General features: G+C 66.2%; 23 protein-coding genes. 14 read left to right on the plus strand and 9 right to left on the minus strand.

Translation table 11 applies throughout. The features are described 5' to 3' along the window. Nucleotides 1-59: 59 nt before the first annotated feature. The 4 genes from XI08_RS25710 to ku all read right to left on the minus strand — a co-directional run bounded on the left by XI08_RS25710 (nucleotide 60) and on the right by ku (nucleotide 2,075). Nucleotides 60-224: a Flp family type IVb pilin gene (locus XI08_RS25710; RefSeq protein WP_027547248.1), complete on the minus strand. Its 165-nt coding sequence runs from the start codon at nucleotides 222-224 to the stop codon at nucleotides 60-62. A 192-nt stretch (nucleotides 225-416) separates the two neighbouring features. Then, a complete protein-coding gene (locus XI08_RS25715) occupies nucleotides 417-599 on the minus strand; it encodes a hypothetical protein (protein WP_027547247.1) in 183 nt (60 codons plus the stop codon). Nucleotides 600-793: 194 nt separating this feature from the next. Next, nucleotides 794-1,030 carry a hypothetical protein gene (locus XI08_RS25720; RefSeq protein ID WP_271576499.1) on the minus strand — a complete coding sequence of 79 codons (237 nt, stop codon included), beginning with the start codon at nucleotides 1,028-1,030 and terminating at the stop codon, nucleotides 794-796. Nucleotides 1,031-1,088: 58 nt separating this feature from the next. After that, the gene (gene ku, locus XI08_RS25725; RefSeq protein ID WP_271576500.1) at nucleotides 1,089-2,075 is read right to left on the minus strand and encodes a non-homologous end joining protein Ku; all 987 of its coding nucleotides are present in this window, start codon (nucleotides 2,073-2,075) and stop codon (nucleotides 1,089-1,091) included. 241 nt (nucleotides 2,076-2,316) lie between these two features. Between ku and XI08_RS25730 the strand changes: the two genes are divergently transcribed. The 14 genes from XI08_RS25730 (at nucleotide 2,317) to XI08_RS25795 (ending at nucleotide 19,693) form a co-directional block, all read left to right on the plus strand. Next, complete coding sequence (locus XI08_RS25730; protein ID WP_165448146.1) at nucleotides 2,317-2,472, plus strand: hypothetical protein; 156 nt, start codon at nucleotides 2,317-2,319, stop codon at nucleotides 2,470-2,472. Nucleotides 2,473-2,701: 229 nt separating this feature from the next. Further along, a complete protein-coding gene (locus tag XI08_RS25735) occupies nucleotides 2,702-3,376 on the plus strand; it encodes a response regulator transcription factor (protein WP_011085905.1) in 675 nt (224 codons plus the stop codon). Between the two features lie 95 nt (nucleotides 3,377-3,471). Continuing rightward, nucleotides 3,472-4,848 (plus strand): sensor histidine kinase, encoded by a 1,377-nt coding sequence (locus tag XI08_RS25740; RefSeq protein WP_271576501.1) that lies wholly within the window; start codon nucleotides 3,472-3,474, stop codon nucleotides 4,846-4,848. A 162-nt stretch (nucleotides 4,849-5,010) separates the two neighbouring features. Continuing rightward, nucleotides 5,011-6,414, plus strand: coding sequence for a hypothetical protein (locus XI08_RS25745; RefSeq protein WP_027547243.1), 1,404 nt, complete (start codon nucleotides 5,011-5,013; stop codon nucleotides 6,412-6,414). 99 nt (nucleotides 6,415-6,513) lie between these two features. Then, complete coding sequence (locus XI08_RS25750; RefSeq protein ID WP_271576502.1) at nucleotides 6,514-6,783, plus strand: hypothetical protein; 270 nt, start codon at nucleotides 6,514-6,516, stop codon at nucleotides 6,781-6,783. Nucleotides 6,784-6,912: 129 nt separating this feature from the next. Next, entirely contained in the window at nucleotides 6,913-8,022 is a 1,110-nt protein-coding gene (gene ccmI, locus XI08_RS25755) for a c-type cytochrome biogenesis protein CcmI (RefSeq protein ID WP_271576503.1), read from the plus strand. 37 nt (nucleotides 8,023-8,059) lie between these two features. Continuing rightward, a complete protein-coding gene (gene ccmE, locus XI08_RS25760) occupies nucleotides 8,060-8,569 on the plus strand; it encodes a cytochrome c maturation protein CcmE (protein ID WP_271576504.1) in 510 nt (169 codons plus the stop codon). After that, nucleotides 8,566-10,548, plus strand: coding sequence for a heme lyase CcmF/NrfE family subunit (locus XI08_RS25765; RefSeq protein ID WP_271576505.1), 1,983 nt, complete (start codon nucleotides 8,566-8,568; stop codon nucleotides 10,546-10,548). The genes ccmE and XI08_RS25765 overlap by 4 nt, the downstream gene beginning before the upstream one ends. Nucleotides 10,549-10,552: 4 nt before the next feature. Then, complete coding sequence (locus XI08_RS25770) at nucleotides 10,553-11,035, plus strand: cytochrome c-type biogenesis protein (protein ID WP_271576506.1); 483 nt, start codon at nucleotides 10,553-10,555, stop codon at nucleotides 11,033-11,035. 127 nt (nucleotides 11,036-11,162) lie between these two features. After that, a complete protein-coding gene (locus tag XI08_RS25775; RefSeq protein ID WP_271576507.1) occupies nucleotides 11,163-12,506 on the plus strand; it encodes a methyl-accepting chemotaxis protein in 1,344 nt (447 codons plus the stop codon). A 224-nt stretch (nucleotides 12,507-12,730) separates the two neighbouring features. Then, on the plus strand, nucleotides 12,731-14,311 hold the full coding sequence (locus XI08_RS25780) for a Do family serine endopeptidase (protein WP_271576508.1): 1,581 nt from the start codon (nucleotides 12,731-12,733) through the stop codon (nucleotides 14,309-14,311). A gap of 273 nt (nucleotides 14,312-14,584) precedes the next feature. Next, nucleotides 14,585-15,265 carry a response regulator transcription factor gene (locus XI08_RS25785; protein ID WP_035965648.1) on the plus strand — a complete coding sequence of 227 codons (681 nt, stop codon included), beginning with the start codon at nucleotides 14,585-14,587 and terminating at the stop codon, nucleotides 15,263-15,265. Beyond that, nucleotides 15,249-16,709: a sensor histidine kinase gene (locus XI08_RS25790; RefSeq protein ID WP_271576509.1), complete on the plus strand. Its 1,461-nt coding sequence runs from the start codon at nucleotides 15,249-15,251 to the stop codon at nucleotides 16,707-16,709. Before XI08_RS25785 ends, XI08_RS25790 begins: the two co-directional genes overlap by 17 nt. Next, nucleotides 16,706-19,693 carry a bifunctional [glutamine synthetase] adenylyltransferase/[glutamine synthetase]-adenylyl-L-tyrosine phosphorylase gene (locus XI08_RS25795; protein ID WP_271576510.1) on the plus strand — a complete coding sequence of 996 codons (2,988 nt, stop codon included), beginning with the start codon at nucleotides 16,706-16,708 and terminating at the stop codon, nucleotides 19,691-19,693. The genes XI08_RS25790 and XI08_RS25795 overlap by 4 nt, the downstream gene beginning before the upstream one ends. Here the strand turns inward: XI08_RS25795 and XI08_RS25800 are convergent. Genes XI08_RS25800 through XI08_RS25820 form a run of 5 tightly spaced genes read right to left on the minus strand, consistent with a single transcriptional unit; the run spans nucleotide 19,650 to nucleotide 25,630 of the window. Next, nucleotides 19,650-19,883: a formate dehydrogenase subunit delta gene (locus tag XI08_RS25800; RefSeq protein WP_271576511.1), complete on the minus strand. Its 234-nt coding sequence runs from the start codon at nucleotides 19,881-19,883 to the stop codon at nucleotides 19,650-19,652. The genes XI08_RS25795 and XI08_RS25800 overlap by 44 nt on opposite strands. Beyond that, on the minus strand, nucleotides 19,873-20,700 hold the full coding sequence (fdhD, locus tag XI08_RS25805) for a formate dehydrogenase accessory sulfurtransferase FdhD (protein ID WP_271576512.1): 828 nt from the start codon (nucleotides 20,698-20,700) through the stop codon (nucleotides 19,873-19,875). The genes XI08_RS25800 and fdhD overlap by 11 nt, the downstream gene beginning before the upstream one ends. A 4-nt stretch (nucleotides 20,701-20,704) precedes the next feature. Next, complete coding sequence (fdhF, locus tag XI08_RS25810) at nucleotides 20,705-23,578, minus strand: formate dehydrogenase subunit alpha (protein WP_271576513.1); 2,874 nt, start codon at nucleotides 23,576-23,578, stop codon at nucleotides 20,705-20,707. Between the two features lie 10 nt (nucleotides 23,579-23,588). Further along, nucleotides 23,589-25,145 (minus strand): formate dehydrogenase beta subunit, encoded by a 1,557-nt coding sequence (locus tag XI08_RS25815; protein WP_271576514.1) that lies wholly within the window; start codon nucleotides 25,143-25,145, stop codon nucleotides 23,589-23,591. Continuing rightward, nucleotides 25,142-25,630 carry a formate dehydrogenase subunit gamma gene (locus tag XI08_RS25820; RefSeq protein WP_271576515.1) on the minus strand — a complete coding sequence of 163 codons (489 nt, stop codon included), beginning with the start codon at nucleotides 25,628-25,630 and terminating at the stop codon, nucleotides 25,142-25,144. Before XI08_RS25820 ends, XI08_RS25815 begins: the two co-directional genes overlap by 4 nt. Nucleotides 25,631-25,770 lie beyond the last annotated feature (140 nt).

A 25,770-nucleotide genomic window follows, 5' to 3' on the forward strand; every position in this document is an offset into this window, starting at 1 on the left:
CTGCGCGCCGTCGCGGCCGCGCCGATGTCGGAAGGTTACCTCGGGCCGGGATATGCCGCCTACTTCGTGGCCGTTTCGATCGACTTGAACTTGTTGTTCAGAAGCGCGCTGCCCGTGTTGTTCACGACCGTGACGATCGCGAGCGCGATGCCGGCGGCAATCAGGCAATACTCGATAGCGGTAGCTGCACTTTCATCGGCAAGAAAGGACCTGAGCAATGCCATCGTCAACTCCCGTTCATCCGTCCAACCTAGGCTGGCGCCGTTTTCGGAATGGTAAATTGATTCACTAACTTTTGCAGGGCGCGCGTTAAATTGCAGGCGGGGGCGGACCGCGACCTCAGGCCTTATATGCTGGCATTTATTGACTTAAGGTTTCGTCACCCAATTCGGGTGGATTTGACGGCGTCGTCGCTTTCAGGACTCGATCGCGCGCCCAGGTGCGGCCTTGCCGGGGCGTCTCAGCACCGCTGCGAGGCGCCCGACCAGATTGCGCATGACGCGCGGCTGTGACCGCGCCGCGCTGTCTGCGCGGCGCTTGTCCTCGCACGTGTCGTTCACGAGGCCGATGTAGTTCTTTCTGGCGTCCTGCTGCTGCACGGCGTGCAAACCCTGGTTCGATCGACGGCGCGACCTTGTGGCGCGCAACGGGAATCGACGGTTAATTTTGTCTACCGTAGGATTACTTGCTGCCTCGCTGGCGGGCGCCGAAAGCGATGGCACCGCTTAACGGATTGTTGAGGCTATGTCTCAGCAGGGCAAGGGCTGCAAGGCGACGCCGCGCCAGGGAGGGCCTACTTGCGACCGATGTCCGCGTTCAGCGCCCGCAACATCGCGATGCGGGCGAACATCATCCAGCCGCCGCCCGTCTCGGCCGCATGGATCAGGGTCTCGATCGCGGTCTGCCAGTGGTTCGCGTGCTGCGCGTCCTCGGGCAGCTGCATGATGTGATCGGCCGCCTGTTGCAGCGTCCGCAGCTTGCGCCCGTTGCGCAACGAGATCGGATCGTCGAACGCCGTCGACCAGGGCATGTCAGGCCAGCCGACCGGCGAGGGGAGACATCACGGCGCGATCATAAGGTGCGTGCAGCTAGCCGGCCTTCTTCGCCCGCGCCGGCGCGCGCACCGGCTTGTCGGCCTTCTTCGCAGCTTCCTTGGGGGCCGGCTTCGCCGCAGCCTCCTTGCCGCCCTTGCCTGATATCGGCAGCAGCATCTCGCGCTGGCCTTCGGCGCGCTTCTTCGGCTTCTTGCCCTTGACGGCTTCCTTGACGGTCTCCTTCGCGGCCGGAGCTGCGTCCTTCTCGCTCGCGAGGCTCTTCTTCAGCGCGTCCATCAGGTTGATGACGTTGCCGCCCGTCTTCGGCGCCGCCTTGGTCGCGATCGGGGCGCCCGCGCGCTTCTTGTTGATGAGATCGATCAGCGCGGCCTCGTAATGGTCCTCGAACAGCTCGGGCTCGAACGCGCCGGACTTCTTCTCGACGATGTGCTTTGCAAGGTCGAGCATGTCCTTCGTCAGCTTCACGTCCTGGATGTCGTCGAAATATTCCTTCTCGCTGCGGACCTCGTAGGGGTAGCGCAGCAGCGTGCCCATCAGGCCGCTCTCGAGCGGCTCCAGCGCGATGATGTGCTCGCGGTTGGTCAGCACCACGCGGCCGATCGCGACCTTGTCCATGCTGCGGATGGTCTCGCGGATCACCGCAAAGGCGTCGTGGCCGACCTTGCCGTCCGGCACGAGATAATAGGGGCGGATCAGGTAGCGGTTGTCGATGTCGGCCTTCGGCACGAACTCGTCGATCTCGATCGTGTGCGTCGAGTCGAGCGCGATCTCGTCGAGCTCGTCCTTGGTGACCTCGATATAGGTGTCGGTGTCGACCTTGTAGCCCTTGACGATGTCCTCGGAGGTCACCTCGTCACCGGTCTCGGCGTCGACCTTGAGGTACTTGATCCGGTGGCCGGTCTTGCGGTTGATCTGGTTGAAGGAGACCTTCTCGGTATCCGAAGTAGCCGGATAGAGCGCGACCGGGCAGGTCACGAGCGACAAACGCAAAAAACCCTTCCAATTGGCGCGGGGGGCCATGGGCTACTCCAAACGCAACGGGGACAGACTTATGAAGATACCATCGGGGAACTCCGAATCATACACGGCTCGGCGCGGAATCTTGCAACTGCGTTAACCGGCCGCCCCGCATGCGGTTGCTGCCTGGGCCCAGGGCAAAAGCCGGAACATCGCATCGGATCGGGCGTTGGCTCAGGACACAGGGCCGTGAGGAGGTTGCGGTCATCGGAGGTGAGACGCAGGGGCGGAGATTGAGGGCATCATGGCAACCACGCGAGACCAGCATCAGATCGTCGAAACTGCAACCGAGGCGCGCCAGGGCGAGCCCGGGCCGTCGGTGGCCGCGCTGCTCGCCATCTCGACCGGGCTCGCGATCCTGATCCTCGCCGTCATCTGGTTCGTATTCTTCCGGACCTGACGGCCGGATCCGAAGGTCCCGGGCCTTCCGACTCGCCGCGTAACGCGGCACATTGCGCCCGCCATGCCGCCGGCTCGTCCGGCTGCCTGGCGGGCGCAGTCGCGTCGGCGCGTGACAGGGCGTATATGACCAAAAAGTAACGCAGGCAGTTCCCCGCGTTCATATTCAGTTCACGCCGGAATTGTTCATCTGAGGCTGTCATTCATGCGGCCTATCTTTGGAGAGAAGCGTGCGCCTGCTCGTTGTTGAGGACGACCCCGATCTCAATCGCCAGCTCACCAAGGCGCTGACGGACGCCGGCTATGTCGTCGACCGCGCCTTCGACGGGGAGGAGGGGCACTATCTCGGCGACAACGAGCCGTACGATGCCGTCGTGCTCGACATCGGCCTGCCGAAGAAGGACGGCATCTCGGTGCTGGAGGCCTGGCGCCGCAACGGCCGCACCATGCCGGTCCTGATCCTGACCGCGCGCGACCGCTGGAGCGACAAGGTCCAGGGCTTCGATGCCGGCGCCGACGACTACGTCGCAAAGCCGTTCCATCTGGAGGAGGTGTTGGCGCGCATCCGTGCGCTGCTGCGCCGCTCCACCGGCCATGCGCAGAGCGAACTCAGCTGCGGCCCGGTCACACTCGACACCAGGACCGGCCGGGTCAGCGTCTCCGGCAATCCCGTCAAGATGACCTCGCACGAATATCGGCTTCTGGCCTACCTGATGCACCATTCCGGGCGCGTCGTGTCCCGCACCGAGCTGGTCGAGCATCTCTACGATCAGGACTTCGACCGCGACTCCAACACCATCGAGGTCTTCGTCGGCCGCATCCGCAAGAAGCTCGACGTCGACATCATCCAGACCGTCCGCGGCCTCGGCTATCTCCTGACCCCGCCGCCCGCTCCGGGCGCTTGAGGTCTTCTCGGGCTTGACGGGAGGCCGAACACGGGGCCTTGGTCCGGTCATGATGTCCGACGCCCTTCCATCCTGCGCCTCCCGGGATCGTTCCGATGGCCGCTAGCTCGCTTGCGAACCGCCTGTTCCTGTCGGCGACGGCATGGCTCGTGGTGATCCTGGCCATCACCGGCGTGGTGCTGTCGTCGGTCTACAAGAACGCGACCGAGCGTGCCTTCGACCGCCGGCTCAATCTCTATCTCCGCACGCTGATCGCGGAGGTCGCGACCCCGGACGAGCCGCCGGACCGCCAGTTCCAGTCGCTCGGCGAGCCCCTGTTCGAGCTGCCGCTGTCCGGCTGGTATTGGCAGATCACGCGCACCGACACCGAAAAGCCGGAGGTGCGTTCCTCGCGCTCGCTCTGGGACAAGAAGCTGCCGAAGCTGGAGGAGCAGGGCGCCGAGCTCACCGCCGCCGGCATCCGGCTCGGCTATGTCGACGGTCCCGAGGGGCAGAACCTGCGGATGGTCGAACGGCCGGTCGATCTCGGCGCCGACGGCAAATATCTGGTCAGCGTCGCCGGCGACGACACCGAGATTTTCGACGAGACGCGCAGCTTCGACTACTATCTCGGCGGCACCTTCACCGCGCTCGGCATCGTGCTGCTCCTGACCACGGTATTCCAGGTCCGCTTCGGCCTGGCGCCGCTCAAGCGCATCTCGGAATCGATCGCCGACATCCGCTCCGGGCGGGCGGAGCGGCTCGAAGGCGAATTCCCGGTCGAGATCGCGCCGCTCGCGCGCGAGACCAATGCGCTGATCGACGCCAATCGCGAGATCGTCGAGCGCGCGCGCACCCATGTCGGCAATCTCGCCCATGCGATCAAGACGCCGCTTTCGGTCATCGTCAACGAGGCCGGCGTACACGCCGCCGATCCGTTCGCGGTCAAGGTGATGGAGCAGGCGGACGTGATGCGCGACCAGGTCGCCCATCACCTGGAGCGGGCGCGCATCGCCGCGCGCGTCTCGGTCGTCGCGACCGTGACCGAGGTGGCGCCCGCCATCGAGGCGCTACGGCGGACGATGGAGAAAATCCACCGTAACCGCGGCATCATCGTCGAGGCCAAGGCCGATCCGTCGGCAAAATTCCGGGGCGAGCGGCAGGATCTGGAGGAGATGGTCGGCAATCTCGTCGACAATGCCTGCAAATGGGCCGCCTCCCGGGTCTTCATCGAGGTGCTGGTGGAAGCGCCGCACCAGGCAGGCGCGGGCCCGCGCCTGCGGATCATCGTCGATGACGATGGCCGCGGCCTGTCGGAGGCGGAGCGCACCCAGGTCTCCCGGCGTGGCCAGCGGCTCGACGAGTCCAAGCCCGGCTCGGGGCTCGGGCTTTCCATCGTGGTCGACCTTGCCGCGCTCTATGGCGGCAACCTCTCCCTCGGCGGCGCGCCGATTGGCGGCTTGCGGGCCGAGTTGGTCCTCCCCGGAATATAATCCTTTGTTCCAACAGGATTTTTTGGCTCCGGAACCGCCGATCCGCAAGCAAACGGGAGGATTCGGGCCAACGTCCTCAACGGCTTCTTAAGGCGCAGTCTCCTATGATCGCGCCCCGGACGCATCCCATGTCCGCCACTTTACCGTGCATTACCCGGGCGCATGAGCCAGACATCGATCGAGCGGCTGAGGGAATATCTCGCGCAGCTCCCGCCGCAGTCGCAGGCGCTGCTGATGCGGGAGTTCGAGCGCGCGCTCGAGCGTGGCCAGGACACGGCCGTGGCGACCCTCGTGCTCGAGCAGCTGCGCAAGATCGTCCGCAAGACGGAAGCCGACGAAACCCCGCCACCGCGCACGGACGACCTGTCGCGCCTCCTGTTCCAGGTGCTGGAACCGTTCCTCGTCGAGGCGGGCGCTCCGATCCGGGTCGGACAGATCCGCCGCTCCTCGCTGCATCCGATCTGGCAATGGCTCGGCCGTGACGGCGCGCCGGACAAGGTGAACGAATTCGAGGCGACGCTGGCGCGCATGCCGGCTGCCGACAGCGCGGGGCAGGTCGAAGCGCTCGCCCAGAAGCTCCAGACGGTGGCGGCGGACGCCATCGTCCAGCTGACCGGACCGGGCGGCGGCGACAAGTCGCGTGCGCTGGCCCGCGTCGGCCCGCCCAACGTGATCGAGGACCTCTATTCGGTCGGGGCGGTGCTCCAGGTCCGGGACGCCATCGCCACCCTGAACGAGAAGCTGCCGCGCTTCCTGCGCGCCTTCGGCGACTCCCAGATCGCCTCGGTGTCGTCAGCGCTCAACATCCCCGTCCTCCAGACGCCGCAGATGCTGCCCTTCGCGCTGTCGATCGTCGTGCAGCGCATGACCGCGCCGTGGCAGATCATCCGCCTCGCCATCAAGATTGCCGCATCGGACGACGAGATCCGCGTGGCGGCAACGCCCTATGGCGTCGCCGTCACGATCGCGCTGCACGATCTGTCCTGCGTGGCCGCGATCCTGCGCATGGACATCAAGCGCGGCCATTTCGACAACGTCGCCGACAATCTCAAGGCGCTGCATGACGGCGTGCGCGGCCTGCGCACCGAACTCGACCTGCGCAACGATTCCGCGTGGGGCAAGCAGCTGACCTCGATCCGGGCCGATATCTCCAATGCCCTGCAATCCGAGATCGACAGCGTTCCCGGCCGCGTTCGCCGCATCCTGCGCCAGCGCCCCGAGAAGGACATTCCGCCGGGCGCGCGGATCGACAGCACCGAGGTGGAGGAAACCGCGGCGCTGATCGATTTCGTCGCGACCTGCCGCAACTACGCCAGCGAGCTCGCGATCAACGAGGTGACACTGCGCACCTATTCCGACCTGCAGCAATATGTCGAGCGCTCGACCGAGCAACTGGTGCAGGCGCTACGCGCCGCCGATCACAAGGTCCGCGCCTATCGGCAGCAGCAGGTGCAGGCCGCGATTCGCTTCTGCCAGGTGCTGTTCGGCGATGACTACGCGTCGCTGATGAGCCGCGCCGCGGAGAACGCACTCACGGGCGAGCGCAAATCGTCGCGCGCAAGCTGATCCAAGCGCATATTTTGCAACCACAATTTGTAGTTGACGCTACCGGTGACGAGCCCTACGGTCCCGGTGCAAGTCCGGGGAATTTCTATTTGTGGGCGCATGAAACCCGTTATCAGCTCCATCGAAATCGAGAACCGCGTCATTGTTGCCAAATATCAAAGACTGATGGTCGGCGCGAAGGTGGTGCTGGTCGAGAAGGTAAGCGGTCGGCAACTGTCTGAAACGGTCACGAGGGTTGCGTCTCCGGTTCCGGTCGGAGCGTTGCGCATCAGATTGCCTGACGCCGTCGAGCCGGGAACATACTTCCTGAAGGCCTTCAACGGTCACGGCGAGGACGCCGCTCGGAGCGCGGACTTCGAGATCGGCTAAGCCGTTGGATTTCCGCCGTTTCGGGGCTGTGGCCGGTCGCGCCAGATTGATAATTGTCAATTGCCGCATCGTCCAGCCGTGGTGTAAAGCGACCTATGGGCGCGGATAGCGCTGCCGGAAGCTTGCCAGATGACGTTATGGTTCGTGTTCGCGCTGATGACGGTCGCGGCGATTTTCGCCGTGCTCTGGCCGCTCGGCCGCAGCGCGCGCGCGCAAAATCAGGGCAGCGAGGTCGTCGTCTACAAGGACCAGTTGACCGAGATCGAGCGTGACCTTGCCTCGGGACTGATCGCTGCGCCTGAAGCCGAGGCTGCGCGTGTCGAGATCAGCCGCAGGCTGCTCGCTGCCGCCAGCAGCGAGACCGTGTCGGAGCCGACATCGAGCCTCAAATGGCGCCGCACGGCAGCCGTATTGGCGCTTGTCGGTCTGCCGCTCGTTGCGATCGGCGTCTACATGCCGCTCGGCTCACCCCGGCTTCAGGACTTTCCGCTGGCGCAGCGGGAGCGCGGGTCCGGTTCCGGCATGGCGCGATCGCTGGAGAACCTCGTCGTGCAGGTCGAGCAACATCTGGAAAAGAATCCGGCCGACGGACGCGGCTGGAACGTGCTCGCGCCGGTGCTGCAGCGGCTCGGCCGCTTCGACGATGCCGTGCGGGCCTATCGCAACTCGCTCACCTACAATGGTGAGAGCCCGGAGCGCAGATCCGATCTCGGCGAAGCAATCTCGGCCGCTGCGGGCGGCGTGGTGACCGCCGAGGCCAAGACCGAGTTCGAGCGCGCGCATGCCCTGGACGCGGACGATCCCAAGGCGAACTACTTCCTCGGTCTCGCCGCCGAGCAGGACGGCCGCAAGGACGAGGCCGCCACCATCTGGCGCGCGCTGCTGGTCAAGGCTCCGGCGGATGCGCCGTGGCGGCCCCTGGTGCAGTCCTCGCTGGCGCGGGTCGGCGGCGGCACGATGCCGGCACTGTCGGACGAGACCGTTGCAGCCTCCAAGGACATGAGCGAGGGCGATCGCGGCGCCATGGTCCGCGGCATGGTCGAACGTCTGGCGACGCGCTTGAAGCAGAACGGCGACGATGTCGACGGCTGGTTGCGCCTGGTGCGCGCTTATCTCGTGATGGGCGATCGCGACAAGGCGGTCGGCGCATCGAGCGATGCCCGTCAAGCGGTCGCCAAGGATGGCGAACGGCTCCGCCAGCTCAACGAAGGCCTCAAAACACTCGGGCTCGACGGATGACGATGTCAGGACGAGACGAGCGGAGAACGGATACGCCATGACCCGCAAGCAGCGACGCATGACCATCATCGGCGGCTCGCTCGCCGTGCTCGCGCTCGCCGCCGCGCTGGTGCTGAACGCACTTCGCGACTCCATCGTGTTTTTCTCGACTCCGACCATGGTCGCCGAGAAGCACGTTCAGGCCGGCAAGAGGTTTCGTCTCGGCGGCCTGGTGCAGCCGGGCTCGCTCCAGCGTGGCGACAATCTCGCGGTGAGCTTCGAGGTCGCCGACGGCAACGCCAAGCTGCCGGTCGCCTACAAGGGCATCCTGCCCGACCTGTTCCGCGAAGGGCAGGGCGTTGTCGCCGAAGGCGCGCTCGATGCCAACGGCGTGTTCAAGGCCGACACCGTGCTTGCCAAGCACGACGAGACCTACATGCCCAAGGACGTCGCAGATGCCCTGAAGAAGCAGGGGCACTGGAAGGACGATTACGGCGGCAAGGCTTCTGATGGCGTCAAGCCTGCGGCCACGGCAGCGCAGGGCAACCCGCAAGGAGCGGTGCGGTGATCGCGGAATCCGGGCATTACGCGCTGGTGCTGGCGCTCGGGCTGGCACTGATCCAATCCATCGTGCCGCTGATCGGCGCGCGGCTGCGCGACGATGCGTTGATGAACGTGGCGCGCTCCACCGCGCTGGCGCAGCTGCTGTTCGTCGGCGCCTCGTTCGTGGCGCTGGTAATGCTGCATGTGAATTCGGATTTCTCCGTTGCCAACGTCTACGAGAATTCCCACTCCATGAAGCCGCTGCTCTACAAGATCACCGGCGTGTGGGGAAACCATGAAGGCTCGATGCTGCTGTGGGTGTCGATCCTGGCGCTGTTCGGCGGATTGGTCGCGGCGTTCGGCAACAACCTTCCGCTGTCGCTGCGCGCGCATGTGCTCGCCGTGCAGGCCTGGATCGCCAGCGCCTTCTATCTCTTCATCCTGGTGACCTCGAACCCGTTCCTGCGTATCGCCAGCCCGCCGATCGAGGGACGCGATCTCAATCCGGTGCTGCAGGACATCGGTCTCGCCGTGCATCCGCCGATGCTTTATCTCGGCTATGTCGGTTTCTCGATCTCGTTCTCCTTTGCCATCGCGGCGCTGATGGAGGGACGGATCGACGCCGCCTGGGCGCGCTGGGTGCGGCCGTGGACGCTGGTTGCGTGGATCTTCCTGACGCTCGGCATCGCGATGGGTTCCTACTGGGCCTATTACGAACTCGGCTGGGGCGGCTGGTGGTTCTGGGATCCGGTCGAGAACGCCTCGCTGATGCCGTGGCTTGCCGGCACCGCGCTGCTCCATTCGGCGCTGGTGATGGAGAAGCGCAACGCGCTGAAGGTCTGGACCATCCTGTTGTCGATCCTGACCTTCTCGCTGTCGCTGCTCGGCACCTTCCTGGTGCGGTCCGGCGTCATCACCTCCGTGCATGCCTTTGCCACCGATCCGACCCGCGGCGTGTTCATCCTGCTGATCCTCTGCCTGTTCATCGGCGGCAGCCTGTCGTTGTTCGCGGGCCGCGCGACGTCGTTGAAGCAGGGCGGCCTGTTCGCGCCGATCTCGCGCGAGGGCGCGCTGGTGCTGAACAATCTGCTGCTGACCGTCGCCTGCGCGGTCGTGCTGTTCGGCACGCTCTATCCGCTGGCGATGGAGATGCTCGCCGATTTCAAGATGTCGGTCGGCGCGCCGTTCTACAACCTCACCTTTGCACCGCTGTTTACCCTGCTGCTGCTCGCCGTGCCGTTCGGGCCGATGCTGGCGTGGAAGCGCGGCGATCTGCTCGGCGTCACCCAGCGCCTGCTCGCGGCTGGCGTTGCCGGGCTCGTCGTCGTCGCGATCGTCTGGGCCTGGACGCGTGGTGGCAGCGCGCTCGCACCGCTCGCGATCGGGCTCGGCGTCTTCGTCATCGCCGGCGCCGTCACCGATCTGGTCGAGCGGACCGGCCTGGTTCGTCTGCCGTTCGCGACGGTGCTGCACCGGGCGCGCGGCCTGCCGCGCTCGGCCTGGGGCGCGGCGTTGGCGCATGCCGGCCTCGGCGTCGCGCTGATCGGGATCGTCTGCGAGGCCACCTGGAACAGCGAATACATCGCGACGATGAAGCAGAGCGACGTCGCTCATGTCGCCGGCTACGACGTCAAGCTCGACGGGTTGTTTCAGCGTCAGGGTCCGAACTACCGCGAGATGATCGCCGAGTTCAACGTCAGCCGCAACGGTGAGGCGCTGAGCGTCATGACGCCGTCCAAGCGTAGCTTCACCACCCGCGGCTCCTCCACCACGGAGGCCGCGCTGCTGACCCGCGGTGCGAGCCAGCTCTACATCTCGCTGGGCGATGCCAACGCCGAGGGCGCGATTGCGGTGCGCATCTATCACAAGCCGCTGGTGCTGCTGATCTGGTGGGGGCCGGTGCTGATGGCCTTCGGCGGCGTGCTGTCGCTGTCCGACCGCCGCCTGCGGGTCGGCGCGCCAAAACCGGCGCGGGCCAAGCAGCGCCTGCAGCCGGCGGAGTGATCCGATGCGCTGGATGATGGCCGCGTTCGTCGCGCTTGCGCTGCTCGCTTCGCCTGCGGTGCATGCCGTGCAGCCCGACGAGATCATGTCGGATCCGGCGAAAGAGGCGCGCGCGCGCGACCTGTCGCGCGAGCTGCGCTGCATGGTCTGCCAGAACCAGTCGATCGACGATTCCGATGCGCCGCTGGCGCGCGACCTGCGGCTCCTGGTGCGCGAGCGCATCGCGGCCGGCGACAGCAACTCGCAGGTGCTCGACTTCCTGGTCGCGCGCTATGGCGAGTTCGTGCTGCTCAAGCCGCGCTTCGAGCGGCAGACCATGCTGCTGTGGTTGCTCGGGCCATTGCTGCTGACGGGGGGCGGCCTGGCGCTGTGGCTGCAAATCCGGCGCCGCGCGCGGAGCGGTGCAGACCTACCTGCGCCGCCGCTCACGCCCGATGAAGAGGCGAGGCTCGCGGCATTGATGTCGGACGAGACGAAGCCGTCCTAGCTGCTTCAAGTCGTCCCGGCTTACGTAATGATACGTAGGCCGTCTGGCGCTGCGTGTTTCATGCTCTGTTGACCTTTGTCTGGAAGCTTGTCGCGAAATTCGATTCCAGACGTTTGAGTCCTCAGCGATGTTCACGAACAGCAATCTGACGATCCGCTTCCTTGTCGGCGCCGTCGTCGCTGCATTATTGTTCCTGCTGGGCATCGGCGGCGGCACCGGATTCGTCGCGGTGCTCTATCTCAACAACGAGATCACCAGCCTGTCGTCGGACTTTGCTGCGCTGAGCGGGCCCGCGCGCGATCACGCGATGCAGATCTACCAGCAGGCGCAGGCCGCATTCTCCTATTTCCTGATCGCCTGCGGCGTGATCGCGGTCGTCGCCTGCGCGATCTGCCTCACGACCTGGTTTGCCGTGCGCAACGGCATCCTCAGTCCCTTGGCGGCGATCGTGCATGCCATGCGCGAGGTCGCCGACCAGAAGTTCGAAACGCCCGTGCCCGGGCTCGGCGGCACCAACGAGATCGGCCTGCTCGCCGGCGCGCTGGAGGTCTTCAAGACCAATGGGCTCGAACGGCGCCGCCTCACGGAGCGGCAATTGCATGAAGCGCAGCACCAGGCCGAGCGGTCGACATTCCTCGACGACCGGATCAAGCGCTTCAACGATCTCGTCGCCAGCGTCGTCGACAGCGTGGCCTCGTCGGCCGTGCATCTGAAGAGCAATGCCGAGACGCTGTCGCGGACGGCCAACGACACCAGCACCAAGGCGAGTGCGGTGGCGAGCGGAGCGAGCCAGGCCAGCGCCAGCGTCCAGACGGTCGCGGGCTCCGCCGAGGAGATGACGAATTCGATCGGCACGATCAGCCGCCGCGTCACCGATGCGACCCAGCGCGCCGAGGGCGCGGCAGCGCAAGCCGAGAAGAGCCGCGACACCATCCACACGCTGTCGGATGCCGCCGACAAGATCGGCGAGGTCGTGCAACTCGTGCAGGCGATCGCATCGCAGACCAACCTGCTGGCGCTCAACGCCACCATCGAGGCGGCGCGGGCAGGGGAGGCCGGCAAGGGGTTTGCCGTCGTCGCCTCCGAGGTGAAGAGCCTCGCGCACCAGACCAGCAAGGCGACGGAGGAGATCACCTCCCATGTCGCCAGCATCCAGGGCATCACCGCAGAGACACGCGCGGCGATCGACGGCATCTCGAAGACGCTGTCGGAGATCTCGTCGATCATGTCCGGCATCGAGGTCGACACCGCCCGGCAGCGCAACGCCACCCAGGACATCACGCGCAGCGTCCAGGACGCCGCGCGCGGTACGCGCGAGGTGTCCAATCACATCGTCCAGATCACCTCCACCTCCGCCGAGACCGGTCGCATGGCGGCCGAGGCCCGGGATTCCGCCGTCGATCTGTCGCAGCAGGCCGAGACCCTGAAGCGTGAAGTCGACGAGTTCATCGTCAGCGTCAGGGCGGGCTAAAATCGCCAAAAACCCCGCCCCGGGGCCGGTCACCGGAACTCGAATAAGTTCCTGTAAGACCACAACTTTCGGTCTGCGCTAAACTGCCGCATCGGCATCGCCCCCTTCATTACGAAAGTTTAACCCAGCCGCCAGCGCGCGGTAAGGCGGGAGTCCCCATCTTCAGGTCCGCAAGGTGCTGGCATCCGGCACCAAATCGATTTCAAGGCCCTGGAGATCTCTGCATGACCGAACGTCCCGACCTTTCGAACCTTCCCTCCTACCGGCAGCCGCGCCGGTCGGTCTTCTCCGCGCGCAAGATCGCGCTGATGGCCTCGGTCGTCGCCGGCTTCGGCGCCGCCGTCTACGGCTTCAGCCCGTCGGTGTCGCCGGCCGACCTGTTCTCCAGCCCGGCGCATGCGCAGGTCAACAACGAGGTCCGGAAGGTCGAGCGCCCGGTCGGTTTCGCCGACATCGTCGAGCGCGTGAAGCCGTCGGTGATCTCGGTGAAGGTCAACATCAAGGAGAAGACCGCCAGCAACGATGACGGCGATGATTCCTCCTCGCCGTTCCAGCCGGGCTCGCCGATGGAGCGCTTCTTCCGCCGCTTCGGCGGTCCGGACGGCATCCCCGGTCTGAAGGGCGGCGGCCGTGGCCGCGTCGTGCAGGGCCAGGGCTCCGGCTTCTTCATCTCGGCCGACGGCTTTGCCGTGACCAATAACCACGTGGTCGACGGCGCCGACAAGGTCGAGGTCACCACCGACGACGGCAAGACCTATACCGCCAAGGTGATCGGCACCGACCAGCGCACCGACCTCGCCCTGATCAAGGTCGAGGGCGGCTCGAACTTCCCGTTCGCCAAGCTTGCCGACGCCAAGCCGCGGATCGGCGACTGGGTGCTCGCGGTCGGCAATCCCTTTGGCCTCGGGGGCACCGTGACCGCCGGCATCGTCTCGGCCAGCGGCCGCGACATCGGCAACGGTCCCTATGACGATTTCATCCAGATCGACGCGCCCGTGAACAAGGGCAATTCCGGCGGTCCCGCTTTCGACACCAATGGCGAAGTGATGGGCGTCAACACCGCGATCTACTCGCCCTCCGGCGGCAGCGTCGGCATCGCGTTCTCGATCCCCGCCTCCACCGTGAAGACGGTCGTTGCCCAGCTCAAGGACAAGGGCTCGGTCAGCCGCGGCTGGATCGGCGTGCAGATCCAGCCGGTGACGTCCGATATCGCCGACAGCCTCGGCATGAAGAAGGCTGAAGGCGCGCTGGTGGCGGAGCCGCAGGCGAACGGTCCGGCCGCGAAGGCCGGCATCGAGTCCGGCGACGTGATCACCTCGGTCAACGGCGAATCCGTCAAGGATGCCCGCGAGCTCGCCCGCACCATTGGCGGCTTGGCCCCCGGCGCGACCGTGAAGCTCAACGTGCTGCACAAGGGCCAGGACAAGGTCGTGAACCTCACCCTGGGCCAGCTGCCGAACACGGTCGAGGCCAAGGCCGACACCGACAATGACAGCGGCAAGGGTGCGAGCAAGGGTACCGACGTGCCCAAGCTCGGCATGACCGTTGCGCCCGCGAATTCCGTGGCCGGCGCCGGCAAGGAAGGCGTCGTGGTTACCGAAGTCGATCCGAAGAGCGCCGCGGCCGAACGCGGCTTCAAGGAAGGCGACGTGATTCTCGAAGTCGGCGGCAAGAGCGTGAGCACCGCCGGCGATGTCCGCGACGCCATCAACACGGCGCGGACCGACAGCAAGAACAGCGTCCTGATGCGCGTGAAGAGTGGCGGCCAGTCGCGCTTCGTCGCAATTCCCCTCGCCAAGGGGTAACCCTCAGGAGGCCTACGCAATGAAGGGTGTCGCCCGGCATCAGTCGCCCCAGCCGCCGGCGCCCTTCGGGGGAGCAGCGTAGCATTCGCTTCCCCAGTCTACCTTCCGGTGGAATTACGCCCCCCTCCGTCGGAAGGCCTAGGGCGGTGAGGTCCCCCCAGCTTCACCGCCCGCCTTTTTCTCGACCCGAGACTCTCCCACTCGGCTTGCATGCGATTGCCGCTCGCGCCATGTTTAGAGAAGGTGACCTCCTTGACCGCCGCCGAACGCACGATGCGCCTCCTCATCATTGAAGACGACCGCGAATCCGCCGACTACCTCGTGAAGGCGTTTCGCGAAGTCGGACACATTGCCGACCACGCCGCCGACGGCGAGGAAGGCCTCGCCATGGCCGAGAGCGGCGATTACGACGTGCTGGTGGTCGACCGCATGCTGCCCAAGCGCGACGGCCTGTCGCTGATCGGCGCGCTGCGCGACAAGGGCAATACCGCGCCGGTGCTGATTCTCTCCGCGCTCGGGCAGGTCGACGACCGCATCAAGGGCCTGCGCGCCGGCGGCGACGATTACCTGCCAAAGCCCTATTCGTTCGCCGAGCTCCTGGCGCGGGTCGAGGTGCTGTCGCGCCGCCGCGGCGGCCCGGCCGAGGACACGCTCTATCGTGTCGGCGATCTCGAGCTCGACCGGCTCTCCCATCGCGTCGCCCGCGGCAAGGACGAGTTGACGCTTCAGCCGCGCGAATTCCGTCTGCTCGAATACCTCATGAAGCATGCGGGCCAGGTGGTGACGCGCACCATGCTGCTGGAGAACGTCTGGGACTATCATTTCGATCCGCAGACCAACGTGATCGACGTGCACATTTCGCGGCTGCGCTCCAAGATCGACAAGGGATTCGAGCGGCCGCTGCTGCACACGATCCGCGGCGCCGGGTACATGATCCGTGACGGCATTCGGTAAACTCGTCCGCACCACGGCGTTCCGGCTGACGCTGGTCTATTTGCTGCTGTTCGCGATGTTCGCAGCCTCGCTGCTGGCCTATTTCGCCTGGAATACGCGCCGGCTGATCACCGAGGAAATCACGCAGACGGTGAATGCGGAGACCTCGGAGATCAACGAGATCTACGGCCGTCGCGGCTTGCGCGGCCTGGTGCTGGCGATCGAATACCGGGCGCTGCGGCCCGGCGCCAACCTCTATCTCGTGACCACGCCGACGGGGCAGGCGATCGCCGGCAATGTCGGCTCGCTCGCGCCCGGTGTGATGGCGACGCGCGGCTGGACGGAAACCGCTTACCGGCGCATCGAGGACGCGGATGACCGCGACCATCGTGCGCTCGTGCGCGTCACCGAACTGGAGAACGGCTTCCGGCTTCTGATCGGCCGCGACCTCGCCGAGCGGCGGCGCCTGTTCGGCATCGTCGCCAAGGCCGCGCAATGGTCGATCCTGATCGTGGTCGTGCTCGGGCTCGGCGGCGGCGTCTTCGTCGCGCGCAGGGTGCTGAGGCGCATCGACGCGATGAGCGGCACGGCGCATCGCATCATGACCGGCGATCTCAGCGAGCGCCTGCCGGTGGGGCGCAGCGGCGACGAGCTCGACCGCCTCGCCGAGAACCTCAATGCCATGCTGGAGCGCATCGAGGCGCTGATGGCGGGGCTGAAGGAGGTCTCCGACAATATCGCCCACGATCTCAAGACGCCGCTGACACGCTTGCGCAACCGCGCCGAGGAGGCGTTGGCGAAATCCGGCTGCGAGGCCGACTATCGCGCCGCGCTGGAGCGGACCATCGAGGAATCGGACGGGCTGATCCGCACTTTCAACGCGCTGCTGATGATCGCGCGCGCCGAGTCCGGCCAGGCGCGCGGCAACATGGACGATTTCGATGCCGCCGAGGTCGCAGGCGGCATCCACGAGCTCTACGAGCCCCTGGCTGAAGACGACGGCATGACCTTGAAGGTCAAATGCGAGCCGACGCCGGTTCACGCCAACCGCGAATTGATCAGCCAGGCGCTCGCCAATCTGGTCGAGAACGCGATCAAATACGGCAAGCCGGTCGCGCAGACCGGTGGAACCGTGGTCAGCATGGACTCTGGGCAGATCCTCATCGAGGCCAGGCGCGAGGGCGACCAGGTGCTGCTCAGCGTCACCGATCGCGGCCCCGGTATTCCCGAAGCCGATCGCAAGCACGCCGTCGAACGATTCGTGCGGCTGGAGGCCAGCCGCACGCTGCCGGGCTCCGGCCTCGGCCTCAGCCTCGCCGCCGCGGTTGCCACATTGCATGGCGGAGAATTGCGGCTGGGCGATGCCCATCCCGGCCTCGTCGCCACGCTGGTGCTGCCGGCGCGTGTGGGCGCGGGCGACAGGGTTGCTCCTCCAATACCGGATGTGCCACAGAAGGTGGCATGAACCACTCCGCGCCGGGAAACGCGGACAAGCATGGTGAGAGCCTGGCCGCGCGCTTCGTGGAGGCTCCCCATATTGCCGCTTCCACAACCGACGAACGACGCTTCGAAGACTGGCTGGCCGCGCTCGAGCCGGCACAATCGGCTCGTCTCGAAGCGCTGCTGGTTCATCCCTTCGCCCGGAATATCCTCGCCGGCATCGCGGAATTCTCGCCCTATCTGTTCGATCTGGTGCGCGCCGATCCGCTGCGCCTGATCCGGCTGCTCGAATGCGATCCGGATATTCATCTCGCCGCGCTGATCGCGGAGGCGAGAGGTGCGGTGCTCGCGGCACCTGACGAGGCCGAGGTGATGCGGCTGCTTCGCCGCATGAAGGCGGAGGCGGCGCTTCTGACCGCGCTGTGCGACATCGGCGGAGTCTGGCCGGTGATGCGGGTGACGGCGGCGCTGACCGATGTCGCGGTCTCCTCCGTGCAGGCGGCGCTTCAGTACCTGCTGCGGCAGGAAGCCGCACGTGGGAAACTTTTCCCGCCCAATCCCGAGGCACCGGAAGAGGGCAGCGGCCTGATCGTGCTCGCGATGGGCAAGATGGGTGCAGGCGAGCTGAACTATTCCAGCGACATCGACCTCATCGTGTTCTTCGATCCTGACGCCACGACGCTGGCGCCGGATATCGAGCCGCAGCCGTTCTTCGTCCGCGTGACGCAAGGCATGGCGCGCATTCTCCAGCAGCGCACCTATGACGGCTACGTCTTCCGCGTCGATCTGCGGCTGCGCCCCGATCCGTCCTCGACGCAGGTGGCGATCTCGCGGGACGCCGCGCTGCATTACTACGAGCGGGAAGGGCGCACCTGGGAGCGCGCCGCGATGATCAAGGCGCGCGCCTGTGCCGGCGATGCCAGGGCAGGCGAGGCGCTGCTCGCCGAGATCGCCCCCTTCGTCTGGCGCAAGCATCTCGATTTCGCCGCGCTTGCCGACGTGCACGACATGAAGCGGCAGATGCAGACTTATCGCGGCCAGAGCGAGGTCGCGGTCGAAGGCCACAACGTCAAGGTCGGTCGCGGCGGCATCCGCGAGATCGAGTTTTTCGCGCAGACCCAGCAGCTGATCGCCGGCGGCCGCCATCCGGAATTGCGGGTGCGGCCGACGCTCGCCGCGCTCGATGTGCTTGCCGCCAGCAAATGGATCACCCTCGCGGCGCGTGACGAGCTCACCAGGGCGTACGAGTTCCTCCGCCGGGTCGAGCATCGCCTCCAGATGATCGCGGACGAGCAGACCCATGCGCTGCCCGACGACAAGGAGGCGGTCGGGCGCTTTGCGCGGTTCTTCGGCTATCCGGATCGCGAGGCCTTTGCCCGCGATCTGCTACGGCAGCTCGAGATCGTGCAGGGGCACTACGAGAAGCTGTTCGAGGGCGACGATCCGACCGGCACGGCAAAGCTGCCGGCGCTCGACTACAGTGCAGGTCCCGACGATCCGCGCCTGCTCCAGCACCTGACGACGCTCGGCTTCAAGAAGCCCGCCGCCGTGGCGCAGACGGTGCGCGACTGGATCACCGGCGACTATCGCGTGTTCCGCAATGGGGCGACACGAAGCGCCTTCATCGAATTCGTGCCGGCCCTGATCGACGGCCTCGCCCACGGCGAGGAGCCGGACCGCGCCGTCGTGGCGTTCGATCATTTCCTTGGGGCGCTCCAGCGTGGCGGCCGGCTGATCACGTTGCTTGGCCAGAACCGCGATCTCGTCGCGCTCGTGGCGCTGGTGCTGGGCGCGGCGCCGCGGCTCGGCGAGATGCTGGCGCGGCAGCCGCAGCTCATGGACGGGCTGATCGATCCGCGCTTCTTCGGCGCGATGCCGGACCGGCGGGAATTGTCGGGGCGGCTCGCCGCCACCGTGCAGGATGCCGCCTCGTATGAGGAGTTCCTGGATCGCCTGCGCCTGTTCGGGCAGGAGAGCCTGTTCCTGATCGGCACGCGTATCCTCTCCGGCACGGTCTCGGCGCAGCAGGCGAGCACGGCCTTTGCCGACGTCGCCGAAGGAATCGTCCACACCGTGCATGGCCTCGTCGCCGATCGCTTTGCCGCCCAGCATGGCCGGATCAAGGGGCAGGAGACGGCGATCATCGCGATGGGCCGGCTCGGCAGCCGCGAAATGACCGCCTCGTCCGATCTCGACCTGATCCTGCTGTACGATTTCGACAGCGAGAATCCGGACTCGGATGGGCCGAAGTCGCTTCAAGGCGCGCATTATTTCGCGCGCTTTACCCAGCGCCTGATCAGCGCCTTCACGACGCGCACCAATTACGGCGTGCTCTATGAGATCGACATGCGGCTGCGCCCATCGGGGCGCGCCGGCCCGGTGGCCTCGAGCCTTGCCTCCTTCGCGGATTACCAGACCAACGAGGCCTGGACCTGGGAGCACATGGCGCTGACGCGCGCGCGCGTGGTGTCGGCTTCGCCTGAATTCGGCGACCGGATCGCGCGCGTCATCCGCGATGTCCTGACCCGCCGCCGCGACCCTGCGATCATCGCCAACGACGTCGCCGACATGCGGCGCGCGATCGGCCAGGAGAAGGGCGAGACCGATTATTGGGATCTCAAATACGCCGCCGGCGGCATGATCGACATCGACTTCATCGCGCAATATCTCCAGCTCGTGCATGCCCATCACAAGCCGGATATTCTCGACGTCAGCACGCTTCAGGTGCTGGACAATGCGGCCAGGCTCGGCGTGCTGCCGCAGTCGGAGGCCGAGATCCTGCGTGCCGCAGCGCGGCTCTATCACGACCTGACGCAGATCCTGCGGCTCTGCGTCAGCGACGGCTTCAAGCCGGAAACCGCCGGCACCGATCTCCAACGCGTGATGGCGCGCGCCGGCGATGCGCCGGACTTCTCGTCGCTGGAGGCGCGTGTGAAGGAGACGCAGAGCGAGGTGCGGCGCGTGTTCAGGGCGCTGCTGGAAGGGACGTCGCCGACTTCAGCGAGGTGATGGCCTCGCGGACATTAGGCTCCAGGCCAGCGCCACCCGTGTCGAGATGGGCGAAGATCGCGCGCTTCATTCGGGGATCCCAGAATTTCTTGATGTGCTCGGCGATTCCCGGCACGGCCTTGTCATGGCCCTGGCTCTGAAAGAACCTGCCGATCTGGTTGGCCATGTAGATCAGGCGGTCAGGCGACATCGGCAACCTCCGTGGCATGGCAGGCGACGATGCGGCCGCCATGCGTAAACACTTCGAACCCGTCTTGCCGGGCAATGGCGATCAGCGTGATGCCGGCGGCTTCCGCCGTGCGGACCGCGAGCGCGGTCGGCGCGGAGACCGCGACCATCAGCGGCGCGCCGATCGCGGCGGTCTTCTGCACCATCTCGACCGAGACGCGGCTCGTCAGCAGCACCATGCCGCCGCGCGCATCCGTCCGGCTGCGCGCCAGCGCACCTGCGAGCTTGTCCAGCGCGTTGTGGCGGCCGACATCCTCGCGCAGCGCGGCGATGTTGCCGGCAGGGGACCAGAACGCGGCGGCGTGAACGGCGCGGGTTTGCATGTTGATCGATTGGAGCGGCGCGATGGTCTGCATCGCCGTCATGATCTGCTCGGGCGTGAAGGTCTGCACCTGCGGCACGACGGCCGCAGGCCGCACGGCTTCGGCAATGGACTCGATGCCGCAGATGCCGCAGCCGGTCGGGCCGGCGATATGACGCCGCCGTTCGCTGATGCGCGCGGCCTCGTCCGGCGCAAGCCACATGCGCAACTCGATGCCGTCGTCGAGGCGGACGATTTCGAGCGAGCGGATGTCGTCGACCGATCCGACGATGCCTTCGCTGAGGCTGAAGCCGACGGCGAAGTCTTCGAGGTTCTGCGGCGTCCCCATCATGACGGCATAGGTGCCGCCATTATAAGTCAGCGCCAGCGGCGTCTCCTCCGGGATCAGCCGCGTCCCTTCGGACGCCGCGCCGTCGCGCCAGATCTCGCGGTCGATAGCCTGAACCGGCACGTGCATGCGGTTACTCCGCAGCTTCGGCAGGCGCGATGCGGCGGGAGTGCCGCGCCTGCGCATCATAGGACTTCTGCCAGTCGGACGGGCCGTTCGACGGCGAAATCTGCACCGCCGTGACCTTGTATTCGGGACAGTTGGTGGCCCAGTCCGAATACTCCGTCGTGATGACATTGGCCTGCGTGTCCGGGTGGTGGAAGGTGGTGTAGACGACGCCTGGCGCGACGCGATCGGTGATCTCCGCGCGCAACGTGGTCTCGCCGGCGCGGCTCTTCAACCGTACCCAGTCGCCGTCGCGCACGCCGCGCTGCTCGGCATCGTGCGGGTGGATCTCCAGCCGATCCTCGGCATGCCAGACCACGTTATCGGTGCGCCGGGTCTGCGCGCCGACATTGTACTGGCTGAGGATGCGCCCCGTCGTGAGCAGCAGCGGGAAGCGCGGGCCGGTCCGCTCGTCGGTCGCGACATATTCGGTGACGATGAACTTGCCCTTGCCACGGACGAAGCCGTCGATATGCATCACCGGCGTGCCCTCCGGCGCTTTCTCGTTGCACGGCCACTGCACCGAGCCGAGCTCGTCGAGCTTGGCGTAGGACACGCCGGTGAAGGTCGGCGTCAGCGCCGCGATCTCGTCCATGATCTCGGACGGGTGGCTGTAGTTCATCTCGAAGCCCATCGCCTTGGCAAGGCCGATGGTGACCTCCCAGTCGGCCATGCCGTTCTTCGGCGTCATCACCTTGCGCACGCGCTGGATGCGGCGTTCGGCGTTGGTGAAGGTGCCGTCCTTCTCAAGGAAGCTCGAGCCGGGCAGGAAGACGTGGGCGTAGTTCGCAGTCTCGTTCAGGAAGAGGTCGTGAACGATGACGCATTCCATCGACGACAGCGCCGCCACGACGTGCTTGGTGTTGGGATCGGACTGGAGGATGTCCTCGCCCTGCACATAGATGCCCATGAACGTGCCCTCGATCGCGGCATCGAACATGTTGGGGATGCGCAGGCCCGGCTCGGGGTTGAGCTTGACGTTCCAGAGCGCCTCGAACTGGTCGCGCACGGCATCGCCCGAGATGTGGCGGTAGCCTGGCAGCTCATGCGGGAACGAGCCCATGTCGCAGGAGCCCTGCACGTTGTTCTGGCCGCGCAACGGGTTCACGCCGACGCCGGGACGGCCGATATTGCCGGTCGCCATCGCGAGGTTGGCGATCGCGATCACCGTGGTCGAACCCTGGCTGTGCTCGGTGACGCCGAGGCCGTAGTAGATCGCCCCGTTGCCGCCGGTGGCATAGATGCGGGCGGCTTCGCGTAGCGCCTTGGGGTCCACGCCGGTGAGGATCGCGGTTGCTTCCGGGCTGTTATTCGGCTGGGCGACGAAGGCGGCCCATTCCTCGAACTCGGTCCAGTCGCAGCGCTCGCGCACGAAGGCTTCGTCGACGAGGCCCTCGGTGACGATGACATGCGCCAGCGCGGTCACGACCGCGACGTTGGTGCCGGGCATCAGCGGCAGATGCAGCGCCTTCACATGCGGCGATTCCACCATCTCGGTGCGGCGCGGATCGATCACGATCAGCTTGGCACCCTGGCGCAACCGCTTCTTCAGGCGCGAGGCGAAGACGGGGTGGGCGGAGGCCGGATTGGCACCGATGATGACGGCGACGTCGGTGTTCTCCACGGAGTCGAAGTCCTGGGTGCCGGCCGAGGTGCCGAAGGTCTGCGACAGGCCATAGCCGGTCGGCGAATGGCAGACGCGTGCGCAGGTATCGACATTGTTGTTGCCGAAGCCGGCCCGGATCAGCTTCTGCACCAGATAGGTTTCTTCGTTGGTGCAGCGCGACGAGGTGATGCCGCCGATGGCGTCGCGACCGTACTTCTTTTGGATGCCGCGCATCCTGGCGGCGGCGAAGGAGAACGCCTCGTCCCAGGACACCTCGCGCCAGGGGTCCTCGATCCGTTCGCGGATCATCGGCTTGAGGATACGTTCCTTGTGGTTGGTGTAGCCCCAGGCGAAACGGCCCTTGACGCAGGAATGGCCGCGATTGGCCTTGCCGTCCTTGTACGGCACCATGCGCACGACTTCCTCGCCGCGCATCTCCGCCTTGAAGGCGCAGCCGACGCCGCAATAGGCGCAGGTGGTCACGACCGAATGTTCGGGCTGGCCGATCTCGATCACCGATTTCTCCGTCAGTGTCGCGGTCGGGCAGGCCTGCACGCAGGCGCCGCAGGAGACGCATTCGGAGCCGAGGAAGCTTTCGCTCATGCCGGGCGAGACGCGGCTGTCGAAGCCGCGGCCGGAGATGGTCAGCGCGAAGGTGCCTTGCACCTCCTCGCAGGCGCGGACGCAGCGCGAGCAGACGATGCACTTGGAGGGATCGTAGGTGAAGTAGGGGTTGGACTCGTCTTTCGGCATCCAGTTGTCGTTGGTGCAGCCATCCGTCTTGGCGAAGACGTGGTTCTCACCTTCATAGCCGTAGCGCACGTCGCGCAGGCCGACGGCGCCGGCCATATCCTGCAATTCGCAATCGCCGTTGGCGCCGCAGGTGAGGCAATCGAGCGGATGGTCGGAGATGTAGAGCTCCATCACGCCCTTGCGTAGCTTCTTCAGCCGGTCGGTCTGGGTGTGCACGACGAGGCCCGGCATCACCGGTGTGGTGCAGGAGGCCGGCGTGCCGGCGCGGCCCTCGATCTCGACGAGGCAGAGGCGGCACGAGCCGAATGCATCGACCATGTCGGTCGCGCAGAGCTTCGGGATCTGGTGGCCGGCTTCCATCGCCGCGCGCATGATCGAGGTGCCCTCGGGCACCGAGATCTCCTTGCCGTCGATGGTCAGCGTCACCATCGTTTCCGATTTGGCGCGCGGCGTGCCGAAGTCGATTTCTTCGATCAGAGACATTGTCGTTCTCCTATTCCGCGGCCTGAAGCGTGGTCGGCGCCGGGACGAAATCCTCCCGGAAGTGCTTCAATGCGCTGAGCACCGGGTAGGGCGTGAAGCCGCCGAGCGCGCAGAGCGAGCCGAATTTCATGGTGTTGCAGAGGTCTTCGACGAGCGCGAGGTTTTCGCTGACGCGCTCGCCGTTGATGATCTTCTCGATGGTTTCGACGCCGCGGGTCGAGCCGATGCGGCAGGGCGTGCACTTGCCGCAGGATTCGACGGCGCAGAATTCCATCGCGAAGCGCGCCTGCCTGCGCATGTCGACGCTGTCGTCGAACACGACGATGCCGCCATGGCCGATCAGGCCGTCACGCGCGGCAAAGGCCTCGTAGTCGAACGGCGTGTCGAACAGGGCGCGGGGGAAGTAGGCGCCAAGGGGGCCGCCGACCTGCACCGCCCGGACGGGGCGGCCCGTGAACGTGCCGCCGCCGATATCGTCGACAAGCTCGCCCAGCGTCACGCCGAACGCGGTCTCGTACAGGCCGCCATGGCGGATGTTGCCGGCAAGCTGGATCGGCATCGTGCCGCGCGAGCGGCCCATGCCGAAATCGGCATAGGCCTTGGCGCCTTCGGCGAGGATGAAGGGGATCGCCGCGAACGACAGCACGTTGTTGATCACGGTCGGCTTGCCGAACAGGCCGTGATGGGCCGGCAGCGGCGGCTTCGCGCGCACGATGCCGCGGCGGCCTTCGAGGCTCTCCAGCAGCGAGGTTTCCTCGCCGCAGACATAGGCGCCGGCGCCGACGCGGACTTCGAGGTCGAAGCTGTAGGTCGAGCCGCCGATCTTGTCGCCGAGATAGCCGCCGCGCTTCGCGGCCTTGATGGCCGCGTTCATCGCCTCGACCGCGTGCGGATATTCGCTGCGGATGTAGATGTAGCCCTTGGTCGCGCCGACGGTGATGCCGGCGGTGGTCATGCCCTCGATCACCAGGAAGGGATCGCCTTCCATGATCATGCGGTCGGCAAAGGTCCCGCTGTCGCCTTCGTCGGCGTTGCAGACGATGAACTTGCGGTCGGCCTTGGCCTGGGCGACCGTCTTCCACTTGATGCCGGTCGGAAAGCCCGCGCCGCCGCGGCCGCGCAGACCCGATGCGGTGACCTCCGCGAGGATCGCGTCCGAGCCGAGCGACAGCGCGCGCTCCAGGCCCTTGTAGCCGCCATGGGCGCGGTAGTCGTCGAGCGAGCGCGGATCGATCACGCCGCAGCGGGCGAAGGTGAGGCGGGTCTGGCGCTTCAGCCAGGGAATCTCGTCGGTCGCCCCTAACCGCAGCAGATGCGGCGTATTGGCGGCGAGCGCGTCGAGCAGGGAGGGCACATCGGCCTCGGTAACCGGGCCGAACGCGATCCGGCCCTGCGGCGTCGCGACCTCGACCAGCGGCTCCAGCCAGTACATGCCGCGCGAGCCGGTCCTGACGATCTCGAGGACGACGCCGCGCTTGGCCGCGGCCTGTTCCAGCGCCAGTGCAACCTCATCGGCGCCGACGGCGACCGCACCCGCATCGCGTGAGACGAAGAGACGCATGCTCATCGCTGCGCCTCCGCAACCAGCGCATCGAGGCGCTTCTCGTCGAGCCGGCCGACGAGGCGGCCGTCGAGCATCGCCGACGGCGCAGTCGCGCACAGGCCGAGGCAGTAGATCGGCTCCAGCGTGACGCGATCATCGGCCGTCGTGTTGCCGAGCGACACGCCGAGCCTGGCCTCGGCACGCGCCGCCAGCGCAACGCCACCCGCAGCCTGGCAGGCCTCGGCACGGCAAAGCTTCAGCACATGGCGGCCGGCCGGCTTGTGCCTGAAATCATGATAGAACGTGAACACGCCATGCACCTCGGCGCGCGACAGATTGAGCGCCTGCGCCACCATGGGAATGGCCGCCTCCGGCACATAGCCGAACGCCTCTTGAAGGGCGTGCAGAATGACCAGCGTCGCGCCCTCCTGCCTTGCATGTTCGGCGATGATCTCGGCGCCGCGCGTCTCGTTCCAAGGCTCGTAACAAGGCTCGTAAACCGCTGTCATTCTTCGTTCTCAAATTGAGCGTTCCTGCCTCGCAAACTATTTGGAATCATTCGAAGATCAATAAAGCTGTCTCATGCTGCGATTGCGAATTCAGATCGATTGGCGGATGCAATCGATCGATACGGAAATGCAATTAATCG

Origin of the sequence: Bradyrhizobium sp. CCBAU 11361, from assembly GCF_028128935.1 — a bacterium.
GTDB lineage: Bacteria > Pseudomonadota > Alphaproteobacteria > Rhizobiales > Xanthobacteraceae > Bradyrhizobium > Bradyrhizobium niftali.

Bases quoted from the DNA above. Each gene is read 5' to 3' on its own strand.
- XI08_RS25780 (WP_271576508.1), top strand. From the start codon at position 12,731: ATGACCGAACGTCCCGACCTTTCGAACCTTCCCTCCTACCGGCAGCCG.
- XI08_RS25815 (WP_271576514.1), bottom strand. From the start codon at position 25,145: ATGAGCATGCGTCTCTTCGTCTCACGCGATGCGGGTGCGGTCGCCGTC.
- XI08_RS25750 (WP_271576502.1), top strand. From the start codon at position 6,514: ATGAAACCCGTTATCAGCTCCATCGAAATCGAGAACCGCGTCATTGTT.
- XI08_RS25795 (WP_271576510.1), top strand. From the start codon at position 16,706: ATGAACCACTCCGCGCCGGGAAACGCGGACAAGCATGGTGAGAGCCTG.
- XI08_RS25740 (WP_271576501.1), top strand. From the start codon at position 3,472: ATGGCCGCTAGCTCGCTTGCGAACCGCCTGTTCCTGTCGGCGACGGCA.
- XI08_RS25820 (WP_271576515.1), bottom strand. From the start codon at position 25,630: ATGACAGCGGTTTACGAGCCTTGTTACGAGCCTTGGAACGAGACGCGC.
- XI08_RS25745 (WP_027547243.1), top strand. From the start codon at position 5,011: ATGAGCCAGACATCGATCGAGCGGCTGAGGGAATATCTCGCGCAGCTC.
- XI08_RS25775 (WP_271576507.1), top strand. From the start codon at position 11,163: ATGTTCACGAACAGCAATCTGACGATCCGCTTCCTTGTCGGCGCCGTC.
- fdhF (WP_271576513.1), bottom strand. From the start codon at position 23,578: ATGTCTCTGATCGAAGAAATCGACTTCGGCACGCCGCGCGCCAAATCG.
- XI08_RS25770 (WP_271576506.1), top strand. From the start codon at position 10,553: ATGCGCTGGATGATGGCCGCGTTCGTCGCGCTTGCGCTGCTCGCTTCG.
- ku (WP_271576500.1), bottom strand. From the start codon at position 2,075: ATGGCCCCCCGCGCCAATTGGAAGGGTTTTTTGCGTTTGTCGCTCGTG.
- XI08_RS25785 (WP_035965648.1), top strand. From the start codon at position 14,585: ATGCGCCTCCTCATCATTGAAGACGACCGCGAATCCGCCGACTACCTC.
- XI08_RS25710 (WP_027547248.1), bottom strand. From the start codon at position 224: ATGGCATTGCTCAGGTCCTTTCTTGCCGATGAAAGTGCAGCTACCGCT.
- fdhD (WP_271576512.1), bottom strand. From the start codon at position 20,700: ATGCACGTGCCGGTTCAGGCTATCGACCGCGAGATCTGGCGCGACGGC.
- ccmI (WP_271576503.1), top strand. From the start codon at position 6,913: ATGACGTTATGGTTCGTGTTCGCGCTGATGACGGTCGCGGCGATTTTC.
- ccmE (WP_271576504.1), top strand. From the start codon at position 8,060: ATGACCCGCAAGCAGCGACGCATGACCATCATCGGCGGCTCGCTCGCC.
- XI08_RS25720 (WP_271576499.1), bottom strand. From the start codon at position 1,030: ATGCCCTGGTCGACGGCGTTCGACGATCCGATCTCGTTGCGCAACGGG.
- XI08_RS25800 (WP_271576511.1), bottom strand. From the start codon at position 19,883: ATGTCGCCTGACCGCCTGATCTACATGGCCAACCAGATCGGCAGGTTC.
- XI08_RS25730 (WP_165448146.1), top strand. From the start codon at position 2,317: ATGGCAACCACGCGAGACCAGCATCAGATCGTCGAAACTGCAACCGAG.